Source organism: Mesorhizobium sp. P160927 (assembly GCF_057766385.1).
In genome coordinates this window covers 1,919,615-1,931,979 of record NZ_JBYMDW010000001.1, presented here as the reverse complement: position 1 = coordinate 1,931,979, position 12,365 = coordinate 1,919,615, and the positions used below count along the sequence as shown (strand labels likewise).

Genomic DNA, 12,365 nt, shown 5'->3' with positions numbered 1-12,365 from the left:
GCTATTCCGCTCAGTGCTACACAACAAACAGTTTTCGCTCGCTTTTTCCGAAAACCTCGATGCCGGTGTCTGTGACCCGGAACGACTCGCTCAACGTGACGCCGAAATCCTCCTCGACCCATGTGCCGAGCATCATATGGAAGGTCATGTTCGGCTTGAGGACGGTCATGTCGCTGGGCTGCAGGCTGGCGGAGGGTTCCAACCCCATCCCGATCGAATAACCGCATCGGCTGTCTTTCGAAAACCCGTGGCGATTGAGTGCGCGCTGATATGCATTGGCGACGTCGGCGCAGGTAACTCCTGGTCGGACCGTTGCCAAACCTGCCTCCAAGCCATCCAGCACGCCATCATGCAACCGGCGTAGCTTGTCCGATGGCTGCCCCAAGCTGATCGTGCGCATGATCGACGCGCTATAATGATGGCGTAAGCCGACCATCTCGAAGTTGACCTGCATGCCCTGCTCGACCGTCCCCAGATACCAGTTATAATGCGCCGTTCCGATACGAGGGCCTGAGGATATGTTGGGAACACTAACGGTTATGGTATCGATATCCGTCAGGCCGGACGCAAGCGCGTGGACAACATCGCCGCCGATTTCGCACTCTCGACGGCCCGGTCTGGTCGCGGAGACGGCAGCCAAGACACCAGCGTCGGCTATACGCGCCGCATCCCGCATCAGTGCGACTTCGGCCTCTGATTTGATGAGGCGCTGACGGACTATGACACCTGAAAAATCTGCAATCGAGGCAGCACAAAGTCGGTTTTCGTATTTGCGGTGGGCCGCTCGGCTGAGCTCGCTCTCTTCGAGGCCAACCAGCCCCCCACGTGGGCCTAAATCTTCCAGCAAATCCAGGGCGAAGTCATGCCCATCCTTTTCCGGGTTCCCGACCAAGGTCTCGGGATATCCTATGATACCGTCACGGGAGAGTTGCGTCGTGTAGATGCCAAGCGGCACGTCCTGTTTGCGCAGTACCAGCTTCGGTTCGTTCCAGTTAAGGTCAAGGATCACCATCTGGGGGAGATAGCCGGAGCTGCCAATATATCCGCTCAAGTAAGTCATAGATTTGCCATCCGTAGACAGGATGGTCTGAACACCACGCTCGGACATAGTAGCCTTCAAGGCTGCCCACCTGGCTTCGTATTCCCTCCGCGTGAAGGGCTGTTGTCCTCTTTCGAGCGCCATAAAACGTCTCCTTTTTTTGAACTCTCGGTTGTCAGCGTGCTTCGAGTACCGCCCGCAAAAACTGTCTTGTGCGCTCCTCGCGTGGCTCGTCAAATATTGCCTTGGCTTCACCTACCTCGTGAAGCTGTCCTTGCCAAAGGAACGCAACGCGATCCGCGAAGCTACGTGCAAACTCCATTTGATGAGTCACGAGCAACATGGTGAGGGTGCTTTCCTCCGCAAGCTTGCGGAGCACGCCCAAAACCTCGCCTACGAGCTCGGGATCTAGAGCAGAGGTGACCTCGTCGAACAGCATGATTTCCGGCTCCATTGCGAGAGATCGTGCAATGGCAACACGCTGCTGCTGGCCGCCCGACAAGCGAGCTGGCAGTTCGGCTGCCTTCCCGCCAAGCCCAACCATTTCTACATAGCGGTGTGCCCTTTCCGATGCGTCACGATGCGACAGCCCCAAGACCTTGCGTGGTGCAACAGCTACGTTTTCCACAGCAGTCATGTGTGGGAATAAGTTAAATTGCTGAAACACCATCCCTATCCGGCGCCGCTTAGCGCGTGCAGCTGCATTATCCGAGCGCTGTCGTTCATGGGACCAAGAGCCGTGGCTAAGCGTTTCCCCACTGACTTTGATTTCGCCTCCGTCGATTGGCTCCAGCGTCATTAAGGTACGCAGCAGTGTGGATTTGCCAGATCCGGACGGACCGATGAGCGCTAGCTTTTCTCCATGGGGAACGACGATGCTGATGTCGCGCAACACGGTGACAGCACCAAACCGCTTAACCACATGGACAAACTCGCAGGCTGGAGTTTCCGGCGACGCAGGCTGCTTGTCTGCAGCGGAAAAGTCGGCGATAGCATTCATCTTATTATCCAGTAGCGCTCCAGCAGCCGAGTCATCGCGGCGGCAGCAAGAGACATGAGCAGAAACAGGATGCCTGCCAAGGTCATCGGTTCGGTGTAACGAAAGCTTTCGGTTCCAATCAGCTTTGCGGTAGTGAGCAACTCAAAGACCGAAATGCTCGAGAGCAAGGCAGCGTCCTTAAACAGCCCGATCAGATAGGTTCCGAGTGCAGGGATCATAGGTGGGATAGCCTGCGGAATGATCACGATACTTAACGTTTCGAAGGGCGACATACTCACAGCCCAGGCGGCCTCGCGCTGGGTCGGGTGGACCGCTTGCAAACCGGCCCGATACACCTCGGCAAGGTAGCAACCGTAGTGAACGCTAAGCGTCAACACGCCGGCGGTGATCGGCGGCAGGGGCAATCCAAGCTTAGGTAATCCAAAGAATACCAAGAACAATTGGATCAGCATTGGGGTACCGCGGATGAACTCAATAAAGCCTCCACTAGCGGTCGACAGCGCCCTTGATGAGCTTAGACGCGCAAGGGCCAATGGAAGAGCAATTGCAAGAGCAATAGAGAAGCTCACCAGCGTCAGTTCAACTGTGAGGTGAGCAGCAGCAAGGAGGCGTGGCAAAATCTCGAGCGCGTAGCTAAATGAAAAGAATTCGCTCATGGTGCTAATCCAAGTCGCGTGCGAGTGGATCGCTCAAGTGCAAACATCGCGCGCGATATAATCTGGGATAGGACAAAGTAAATCGCCGCGACGAACAGGAATATCCTGAACGGATCGAAGAGCATGGCATTCAGTTGGGTGCTTACGAACGTTAATTCATAGATACCGATCATCGAGAATATAGAAGTTCCTTTCAAAATATCTATCATCGCGTTCGACCAGGGTGGGATCAGTCGCAGCAACGCTTGGGGCGCGAGCACTGTGAATATCGTCATGCGCCGGGGCATCGAAAGCGCGTAGGCCGCTTCGCTTTGCCCCTTGGGGACGGCCTCAAACGCACCTCGAATGATGTCGGCACCGTAGGCGGCGCCATTGATTGATAGGCCGACGACACCCACGGTGAATGAAGTCAACACCATGCCGAATTCAGGCAGCACGAAATACAGCCAGAAAAGCTGCACAACCAGCGATGTACCCCTAACTATTTCGACGTACAGCCGAACCGGGTTGCGAACAAAGCGGTTCGGCGAGATGAGCGCCAGACCGGCTAGCAGCGAGAGCCCAGACGACAACACAATGCAGATCAGTGATAGCTCAACTGTTGAGAGCGTTGCCCAGAACAATTCTTTTGGCACACTCATCTGGCGTCATCTCTCTACGTATATCCTGTGGCAGTCTGAACTTATTCAGGCTTTACGGCGCAAGCGTCTTCGGGGGCGGACTTCAGCAGCTCCTGCGTTTCGGCTGCCGTTTTGGATCCAAATTTCTCCTGAATCTTTTGAGCTTCGCCGGAATTCACCATCTTCTTAATCTGCACGTTCAATTCCGACACAAATGCAGCGTTTTGCTTGGCAAAGGGAAACCCTCCGAAGACATACGACCATTTCGGAGGATGGAAGTCTTTTAGGACCTCAAGACCAGGGACCTGTTCGGCAATGTGTTCAGCTGCATCGGCGGTTTCGTTGAAGGCCTGGACCTGGCCGTTCAGGACAGCCTGAACCATCGAGTTTTGGTCCGGCAAGGCCACGATATGATCGGCCGGCACTCCTGCCTTGAGCATGAAATTGTATTCGGCGCCACCGGCGTAGGTGGCCGCCTTCAGTTTGTCGTCCTTGAAGGACTCCCAGTCCTTGATTCTGTCCGGATTGCCCTTTTTCACGACAAGCGCCGCGATAGCAACATCAACAGGCGCGGTAAATGCGACTTCCTTGCATCGCTCAGGGGTGATGTTCATGCCTGCGCCGACGTCGAACCGACCAGATTTCACACCGGGCACAATTGAAGACCACTCTGTAACGGTAGGGTTGAGCTTCTTCACGCCCATGCCCTTGAGCGCCTTGGCGAGTGTTTCGACCGAGCTGCCCGTCACCTTGCCGGCGTCATCATAAAAGTAATAAGGCTTGTCCACGATTATTGCTAAGCTAAGTCCATCGCTCCTAGCCTTGTCGGCGAAGCCGTCAGCTTTCGCAGGAGGAATGACGCCGAGCCCTACACAGGATGCGAACGCGCTTATAAACAGCTTGGATGTCTTTTGCATGTCTGCTCCCCATTGGCTTCGCGTTGGTTCTACGCTGGTGCGAACGGGATTATGAACATTGAGAAACCCATTCTTATTCGGATTTTGGCTCGAGGACAGAGTGTTTTTTGCGTTACGACCGCTCAGGCAGAAAAATTGTCTGCGGCGCGCTTCCGAGTCGATCTCTGGTTCTGAAGGCGGACCAGATCCGGAGGCGCGTGCTCGACGATCGGACCGCACCCTGTTTTACCGGCAGTTGCATAGCGGATAGGCGTACGCCGCGTCGTCTATGGGTACGACCTGTCCAATTCATCAAGTCGGGTCGAATTCGTTACCTCGGTGCAACGCCGCCGCCGCTGGTCGGTAGTAGCTCTGCCTGGTTGAAGAAGCCATCCGACCCAGAACTAGTGTTCCCGATGTTGACCAGCGCCCCGTCCTGCATCGCTTGCGCACGTGGCTGAAGGCAACCGTTGCGCATGTACGAGCACCCGCGCTTGCAAAAACGGTAAGCTGTGGTGTGAGGTGGTCGACTTTGTCCGCACAGGAAATGGCGTTTTATAAGTGGGCTGTCCACCGCTCCTCGTAGAATGCCGTCCTGGCGTCGGCACGCAGGGAAGGCGTAGCCGAAACGGAGTGCCGATGCCAGGACGGCGGCAAAAAATTCATGCTGCCGATGCCAGCGGGGTAGCCCCGAAATAGGCATCGTCAGGCGTCCGTCCCCCATGCGCACAATGAGGACGCGTTGCGTTGTAAAAGGTCAAATATGCGCCGAGCGAAGCGCGCGCGGCGCCGACGCTGTCATAGGCCTTGAGATACACCTCTTCATATTTGACCGAGCGGCACAGCCGCTCGACGAAGACATTGTCGCGCCAGGCGCCTTTGCCATCCATGCTGATCGTGATCTCGTGCGTCGCCAGCAGGCCGGTGAAGGCGTCGCTGGTGAACTGGCTGCCCTGGTCCGTGTTGAAGATCTCGGGCTTGCCGTATCGCGCGAGCGCCTCCTCGACCGCCTCGAGGCAAAACGTCGTGTCTATCGTGATCGACAGGCGCCACGAAAGGACCCGGCGCGTGTACCAGTCGACCACCGCTGCCAGGTAGATGAAGCCGCGCGCCATGGGGATGTAGGTGATGTCCATCGCCCACACATGGTTCGGCCGCTCCACCGCGAGCGTGCGTAGCAGATATGGGTAAATCCTGTGGCCCACCGCCGGTTTCGACGTGTTCGGCCGGCGGTAGATCGCCTCGATGCCCATCCGCTTCATCATCGTGCGGATAGCCTCGCGCCCGATCTCTATGTCCTCGCCGCGAAGCAGATCGCGCAGCATCCGGCTGCCCGCAAACGGATGCTCCAGATGCAGCGCGTCGATCCGGCGCATCGTAGCCAGATCCTCCGGCGACACCGGATACGGCCGGTAATACAGGCTGCTCCGGCTGAGCCCTAAAAGCTTCGCCTGGCTCGTCAGCGGCAGGGCGTGCGTGCGGTCGATCATCGCTTTGCGCTCGGCAGGCCGCCCTTGCCGAGCGCGTTTTCTAAAAAATCTTTCTCCAGCGTCAACTCGCCAATCTTCGCATGCAGCGTCTTCAGATCCACCGCCGGCGACGATGACGCCTCCGACCGCCCCGAGCCGAATACCCCGCTCGCACCCTCCAACAGCTGCGCCTTCCAGTTCGTAATCTGATTGGCATGCACGTCAAACTGCTGCGCCAGCTCGACTACCGTCTCCTCGCCCTTGATCGCCGACAACGCCACCTTCGCCTTGAAGGCCGGTGTGTGGTTCCGTCGTGTTCGCTTCATCATCTCGTCTCCTGATTCCCGGCGATCCTCGCCGCATTCAGGTAGACTGTCCACTTAACGCCCTGTCCGGATTCTTCAGGCCACCTCTGCGCAACGAAGGCGGTCCTGTTGGCGTGTTGGCAATCATGTCAATCCTTAATGCCATCGTCGGCCCAACACGATCAAACAATACACCCGTGAGTGGGCTGACGATCGCCGGGAATAACTGTTGCAAATGTAAGCCAGCCCGCCAGAGCTGGCGCCGAAAACCGCGCCAGTGCCAACAGCACCAATGTGAGGAAAACATGCGTTCGGCCGAACGGAACAGGGTCACAGCAAGAACCAAGGAGAATAGGCTAGGTATATTCAAAAGGCTTCGGTATGAATTGTCTCGGTCCATGGTGATCCTGCACGCTATTTGTGTTGCAGCTTTTTCCTGCGGCTGCCTGATAGTCAGCGCTCAGCGAGTCCGCTTCTGCTCATAAACTAGTTCAACGTCATGCCGCGTGGTTTAGACACAAAATGAGCACACCCGCGAGGGTGTCCGCTGCTTTCCCATGTTGTAGCCATCGATTAACTCTGTCATGGCCAACGATAAAAATCGGCACCTCATGACGATACCTACCAACGTAGATAGGTGCCTGAGATCTGTCCGATAGGACGCGGCCGTCCCACCCGTTCGACGGCCGCGGTCGTTGAACTCCGGACTTGAGTGAGCGAATGTGGGCAATCACGCCGGCAGGATCATCCGGCGACGCACGTTGGGGACACGACTCTACGAGTCAACAATCTCGAAACCTGTGGCTTTTATGGCGGCAGCAGTTCTACTTGACGAATCTAACATACGCATCACATATGTAGCGTGAGAAGTTACGGTATTTTTAGCTTAGTTGAGAATACGACACAAAACTACTGGGACGGTTCTCCTCGTGCGACCCAAATAATACACTATTTATATCTGTGGATCTGGTCAGCTATATTCGACTAGGCATTGGAGACAGGCCGAGAGATATCCACCGGCCAGATGTTCCGGTGGCTCGCGATGAAAGCGAACCTTACGTCACTTCTCTCGCGAAATAGGCTGCGGCCTTCCTAGGAAACAGCCGCCTCAGTCTGGTGTCGCGTTGTCTCAAGGAAAATGTTACCGATCGGGTTCATTGCCGCACCGCACTGAGCGAGGATCTTCGTCGCGGTCCTAAAGGCTTCGAACGAAGGGGATGTCGACCGGATATGGCCGCGGCGCGGTTCGAAGTGGGAGTATCGATCGCGATCCGGCTGGATTGCGCGAGCGAAGATCGGGGGGCTGGCGCCACGCCCACAGGGCCGTCGCCGCGCCTCCAGCCTTGATGCGCATGAAGCCTTCATCGTCGGGCTGAGGTGCGCAAGAACATCACGCTAAACGAGATCGTGGGCCGTCTGGCCGCCGAGCATTTGGTGCGGATCAGTCGCAGCGCCTTAAGCGCCTGGCTTCGCGGCCAGAGCTGGACATTCAAAAACGTATGGCCCGCCCCTCGGCAAGAGGTTTATTTCTGATGGCGGCTGGTCTGCATCAACATATACGGCGTGTCGGCTGATTGCCGTCGCCAAGATGCAGATCTGCACGCTCCGGGGCCTCATAAAAGTCACGGCGTCGAAGCGCCATCTTTTGAACCAGGTTTCCAGAACGTCGGTTCGACCGTCAGGCCATCTTTCAAAGTCCTCCCTGAGACATCATCGGTCGGGCGGCGTCCATTCGTGTCGCCGCTGACCTAATTATTTCGGGCAGCTGCCGTGGCTAGGTCGGCCTCGAAGGGTGCCTCGCGACGCAATGTCACCCATGCGATGCGGGCGAGTTTGTTGGCCAGAGCCACGACCGCCGTGTTGCGATGCCGTCTGTCGAGCAGGTTACCAGCCACGCGCCCAGCAGCGTCTGGCTTCGGGCCAGCGACGGCAAGGCCGCCCTTGCCCCATGGATCAGCAGCGTGGGCAGGTATTTGTTGCCGCGCTTGGAGATGCCGATCAGCCTGGGTTTGCCGTCGGTGGTGTGTTGCCGGGGCACGAGCCCCAGCCATGCGCCGAGATCACGGGCTCTTGAAGGTCGTGCCATCCCCTACAGCAGCAACGAGAGCGGTGCGTTGAGAACACCGATACCGGGGATCGACGTCAGGCGCCGAGCGGCTGCATCGTCGCGGGCCAGTTCGACGAACTCCCGATCCAAAGCCGCGATCCGCCAGTCGAGATCAAGCCATTCCTCCCGCATCTCCGTAAGCAGGCGGCGGAAGCGGCCGCCATGAAGTCCGGATCTGCGAGCAATGCCTCCACAGCCAGCTCGAGCTTGCGGCGTCCCTGAGCGATAGTCGTGCCGCGCTCCAGCAGAATGGCGCGCAATGGTTGTCAGCGTTGTGCGCGCCCACCAGCCTTGAACGAATCCGATGCAGCGACTGGATGCCCCCTTCGTCTACGATGGCGCCATGAATGGAAACGTGTTCCTGGCCTATGTCGAGCAGGTTTTAATCCCGACATTGTCGCCCGGCGACGTCCTCATAATGGAAAGAACTTGCGCATGATCCAAGCCCTGAGCTTCCGGTTGACGTAGTCAGCCCGAGTGGACAGGACCGAACGGCTGAACCGGCCGTAATAGGCTATCCATCCCCGAAGGGAGCGGATTGAGCTGTTGGGCGATTTCAGCCAGCGTCCCCGGCGTCTGCCGCGGTATTGTTCAAGCTTTTAATCGTCGCTCGCATCAATTTCAGTGCCGTGGGGCGCGTATTCCAATGATTCCGAGACGAACCCGGACGGGTCCGGTTTTTGATCGGAATGCCGTCCAGTAGAATGACCGAGGGCCGAGAGGGACGATCGCTGCACTGTGGGACACAGTCGGGTTAGATCCTCAACCTCTTCACCCCAGCCGAATGCGCAATTTACTTCCAGGCAGCCGGATTTGACCCAGATTAAAAAGGACGTGCTCTGGACCTGCGCTGTCCTCAGCATCCGCTGTCGCCAAACACCTAAAGCGAGGTATCAAAAGTCAACCCCGATTAATCAGTTTCCGGATGTACCGGCTTCGAGCTCAACTGGCGAAGGAGTCGTCTCTTCGAACACTGCTAGGCATTCGTCGATTTCGCTATTCGATGTATTGAAAGAAGTGACGAATCTTAAAACGTTTGCCTCTTCCCCAGGCCAGGTGCTGTATTTAACCCCTGAGTTGTCAAGGTTTCGCAGGACACTGTCGTCTACCTGCAAAAAAATCTCGTTTGCCTCAGTCGGATACATCAGCTTGATCAGCTTTTGGTTCGACAGGCCAGTTGAAAGGCGGGCGGCTGCGGCATTGGCCTGCTGAGAGTTTTTAAGCCACAATTCGTCTTGAAGGTATGCTGACCATTGTGCCGAGATAAAACGCGATTTTGAGGCGAGATGGCCGGAGCGTTTGATCCTGTAAGCCAAATCACCCGCCAGTGCTTTGTCAAAGACTATCACCGACTCTGCGGACAACGCGCCGTTTTTTGTGGCTCCCAGGCAAAGCACGTCGACGCCTGCCTTCCATGTCAGTTCCGCCGGCGCCACATCCAGAAATGTCAGTGCGTTGGCAAAGCGGGCACCATCCATATGCAGCCGCAATCCAAACTTCCTGCACACCGCACCAATCTCTCCGATAGTGTCTGGGCGGTAAACTGTCCCGACTTCGGTGGCTTGGGAGATACTCACTGTCGTCGGCTTCGCATGATGTACGCCGTTTTGAAACGCTTTCTCCACGGCATCATGAACCGTTTTGGCGTCCAAGCGCCCGGCGGTGCCCTTCAGTCCAACCAACTTAGCCCCGCCCGTATAAAATTCCGGAGCAGCACATTCGTCATAATAGATGTGGGCGCGATCTTCACAGAAGACGCCGCCATATGGTGGAGTGAGAACCGACAAGCCGAGCGCATTCGCGGCCGTTCCCGTTAAAACCGGAAAGAAACGCAACTCGTGGCCAAAAATCTCTTCAAGACGCTTTTCGACGTCTTGAGTGAGGTCATCGTCACTATACGAAGTGCTGGTCCCTCGATTCGCGCGTAAGATTTCATTCATTATCTCCGGTGACACACCGGAGATATTATCGCTGCGAAAATCCATCTTGCACCCTGGCATTGCCTTAGTCACACGCTCTTTCGAATGCGCTTGATCGAGCGCAGTCGCTCGAAATTCCGAATCCCGGTATCAATGTCCCCTTGTCTGCGACTCGAAGAAGTCGATGGCTGACCACACTCGCAAACCGCAAGGCTTCACACGTTCTGGATTGAGCGCTGATTCCAGATGGTTTTTCGGATAACAAGGCATCTAACAGGTAGAGTTTCCGTCGAAATGGTCGAGAGTTGTCCCTCGCAGCCCCATGGAACGGGCCGCCGCACTTAATCGACAAGAATGGATTGACCAAGGCACCATCCGTTGGGGACACACATGCCATTGAAAACCCGCGACTATTACGAACAACTCGCCAAACAGGCGGTAATTCCGACCCAGGCTTTCATCGACGGCCAATTGGTTTCCTCTCGCTCGGGCGGAACTTTTGACACGCTCAATCCTGCTACCGAGGTCACGCTTGGATCGATTGCTAGTTGTGACCCTGCCGACGTGGACACCGCCGTGCGTGCCGCTCGGAGGGCCTTCGAAGACGGCCGCTGGTCGCGCGTTCGTTTGGCAAAGCGCAAAGAAGTACTGCTTCGCCTGGCTGACTTGATAAGGGCGCATTCGGATCAACTTGCGGTTCTTGAGTCGTTGGATACCGGCAAACCAATTACCGATTGCCTGAACGAGATCGGCAATGAGGTGCCCAAGTTCTTTCAGTGGTATGCTGAATTGATCGACAAAAGCTACGGCAGGATTGCTCCCACCGAAGACGACGTGCTCGCCCTTATAGTAGATGAGCCCGTAGGCGTGGTTGGTCTGGTTCTTCCTTGGAATTTTCCGCTGCTGATAACCGCGTGGAAAGTCGCCCCAGCCTTGGCTGCTGGGTGCTCCATTGTATTGAAGCCGGCTGAACAGTCCCCTCTAACAGCTATCAGATTGGCTGAGCTCGCCGTTGAAGCAGGCCTTCCGGCCGGCGTGTTGAATGTCGTCCCCGGTCTTGGCGAGATTGCGGGCAAGGCCGTCGGTATCCACCCGGATGTGGACGCTGTCTCATTTACGGGCTCGTCCGACGTCGGGGCACATTTTTTGAGATATGCGGCAGACAGCAACATGAAGCGCGTATCCTTGGAAATGGGTGGAAAGAGCCCGCTGATCATCCTTGACGACGCTGAGATCACTGATGAACTCGTGAACCACTCCGCAATGGCTGCGTTTTGGAACGCCGGCCAAAATTGCTCGGCGAACATGCGGCAGCTGGTTGATCGGAAGGTGAAGGCCGAATTTCTAGAAAAGCTTCTGGCTAGGGTAAAATCAATCAAAGTTGGCAATCCGCTCGATCCTGAAACGGAAATGGGACCGTTGATCTCAGGCGCCCATCGTGATCGCGTGTCTGACTTCATTGATCTTGGCCACAGAGAAGGAGCGACATTAATCCATCAGGCCAATAGTACTGGTAAGGGGTTCTTTGTCTCGCCCACGCTTTTCGATGAATTGAGCCCGGCAATGACTATCGCCCGTGAGGAAATTTTCGGACCAGTTCTCGGAATAATACCTATGTCTGGGTTCGACGACGCTATGCTAATTGCAAAGGATACTAAATATGGCTTACACGCGACGATATTCAGCAAAGATTTCACGCGAGCGTACGCCTTAGCGAAACGTATTCCATGTGGGACTGTGTCGATTAACACTTTCTCAGAGGGCGACGTGACGACGCCCTTTGGCGGTTTCAAGTTGTCCGGGTCCGCAGCCCGCGACAAAGGCATCGAAGCCATGCACCAGTACTTCCAGACCAAAACGATCTGGTCCCTAATGGCGACCGGGGCGCGATAGGTTGTTTAACTGCCCCCGATGCTTCCCGACAATAGGCTCCCTGCACTGCGACGGTTCAGAATTGGCTTGCCAGGCACGAGGGCAGCGAAAGAAGGTCGACAGCAAGCGAAGATTTTGTTGAGCAGTCAAAGTCTTCAGGCGCGTCAGTCAACGTGACGGCGCCATTTCCCAGCGGACGCTTTAGTTTAAGCGGCCGTTTACAATTAACCCAACTTAACGACCGCAAATCGCCGACGATCATACCTTTACGGAATGATCTTAGAGTCCGTTTTGAAATTCGAGGATGGGCGTTTCGGCGGATGAGGTTTGCGCCCAAGGATCATTTCGTGAGAGACGTCGATGCGCTGCTCGTAGTCGCGAACGAGGCGGCGCCACCGGGTCATCCAGCCGAAGGTCCGCTCGACAGCCCCCCGTACAATGTTGCCAAATGTGCCTTTGAGTGGTCGGTGTGCATCGAGCGT

9 protein-coding genes and 4 pseudogenes are annotated in these 12,365 nt (G+C 56.3%); 3 read left to right on the top strand and 10 right to left on the bottom strand.

Annotated features, from left to right (window positions below):
• Window positions 1-16: 16 nt before the first annotated feature.
• The 6 genes from AC3CB8_RS09345 to AC3CB8_RS09320 all read right to left on the bottom strand — a co-directional run bounded on the left by AC3CB8_RS09345 (window position 17) and on the right by AC3CB8_RS09320 (window position 6,009).
• Window positions 17-1,183 (bottom strand): M24 family metallopeptidase, encoded by a 1,167-nt coding sequence (locus AC3CB8_RS09345; protein WP_352727181.1) that lies wholly within the window; start codon window positions 1,181-1,183, stop codon window positions 17-19.
• A gap of 31 nt (window positions 1,184-1,214) precedes the next feature.
• Window positions 1,215-2,039, bottom strand: a complete 825-nt coding sequence (gene ehuA, locus AC3CB8_RS09340) for an ectoine/hydroxyectoine ABC transporter ATP-binding protein EhuA (RefSeq protein WP_352727183.1) — start codon at window positions 2,037-2,039, stop codon at window positions 1,215-1,217.
• On the bottom strand, window positions 2,036-2,695 hold the full coding sequence (gene ehuD, locus AC3CB8_RS09335) for an ectoine/hydroxyectoine ABC transporter permease subunit EhuD (RefSeq protein ID WP_352727185.1): 660 nt from the start codon (window positions 2,693-2,695) through the stop codon (window positions 2,036-2,038). The genes ehuA and ehuD overlap by 4 nt, the downstream gene beginning before the upstream one ends.
• The gene (locus AC3CB8_RS09330; protein WP_352727187.1) at window positions 2,692-3,336 is read right to left on the bottom strand and encodes an amino acid ABC transporter permease; all 645 of its coding nucleotides are present in this window, start codon (window positions 3,334-3,336) and stop codon (window positions 2,692-2,694) included. Before AC3CB8_RS09330 ends, ehuD begins: the two co-directional genes overlap by 4 nt.
• 41 nt (window positions 3,337-3,377) lie before the next feature.
• Complete coding sequence (locus AC3CB8_RS09325) at window positions 3,378-4,232, bottom strand: transporter substrate-binding domain-containing protein (protein WP_352727189.1); 855 nt, start codon at window positions 4,230-4,232, stop codon at window positions 3,378-3,380.
• A 641-nt stretch (window positions 4,233-4,873) separates the two neighbouring features.
• A protein-coding gene (locus AC3CB8_RS09320; RefSeq protein WP_488377283.1) for an IS3 family transposase occupies window positions 4,874-6,009 on the bottom strand; the annotation gives its coding sequence in 2 pieces (ribosomal slippage) (window positions 4,874-5,742 and window positions 5,742-6,009; 1,137 coding nt in all).
• Between the two features lie 1,092 nt (window positions 6,010-7,101).
• Here AC3CB8_RS09320 and AC3CB8_RS09315 point away from each other — a divergent pair.
• Window positions 7,102-7,476, top strand: a pseudogene (locus AC3CB8_RS09315) (hypothetical protein); the annotation flags it as partial.
• Between the two features lie 319 nt (window positions 7,477-7,795).
• Here the strand turns inward: AC3CB8_RS09315 and AC3CB8_RS09310 are convergent.
• Window positions 7,796-8,423 (bottom strand): annotated as a pseudogene (locus AC3CB8_RS09310) (transposase); the annotation flags it as partial.
• On the opposite strand from AC3CB8_RS09310, the pseudogene AC3CB8_RS09305 reads away from it, so the two are divergent.
• Window positions 8,406-8,516: pseudogene (locus AC3CB8_RS09305) on the top strand (IS630 family transposase); the annotation flags it as partial. The pseudogenes AC3CB8_RS09310 and AC3CB8_RS09305 overlap by 18 nt on opposite strands.
• On the opposite strand, the gene AC3CB8_RS09300 reads toward AC3CB8_RS09305, so the two are convergent.
• Both AC3CB8_RS09300 and AC3CB8_RS09295 read right to left on the bottom strand, forming a co-directional pair.
• Window positions 8,506-8,577, bottom strand: coding sequence for a hypothetical protein (locus AC3CB8_RS09300; protein ID WP_352727213.1), 72 nt, complete (start codon window positions 8,575-8,577; stop codon window positions 8,506-8,508). The pseudogene AC3CB8_RS09305 and the gene AC3CB8_RS09300 overlap by 11 nt on opposite strands.
• Window positions 8,578-9,006: 429 nt before the next feature.
• Complete coding sequence (locus AC3CB8_RS09295; RefSeq protein ID WP_352727205.1) at window positions 9,007-10,077, bottom strand: threonine aldolase family protein; 1,071 nt, start codon at window positions 10,075-10,077, stop codon at window positions 9,007-9,009.
• A gap of 324 nt (window positions 10,078-10,401) precedes the next feature.
• On the opposite strand from AC3CB8_RS09295, the gene AC3CB8_RS09290 reads away from it, so the two are divergent.
• The gene (locus AC3CB8_RS09290; RefSeq protein WP_352727203.1) at window positions 10,402-11,904 is read left to right on the top strand and encodes an aldehyde dehydrogenase; all 1,503 of its coding nucleotides are present in this window, start codon (window positions 10,402-10,404) and stop codon (window positions 11,902-11,904) included.
• A 280-nt stretch (window positions 11,905-12,184) separates the two neighbouring features.
• Here AC3CB8_RS09290 and AC3CB8_RS09285 read toward each other — a convergent pair.
• Window positions 12,185-12,317: pseudogene (locus AC3CB8_RS09285) on the bottom strand (IS5/IS1182 family transposase); the annotation flags it as partial.
• Window positions 12,318-12,365: the final 48 nt, after the last annotated feature.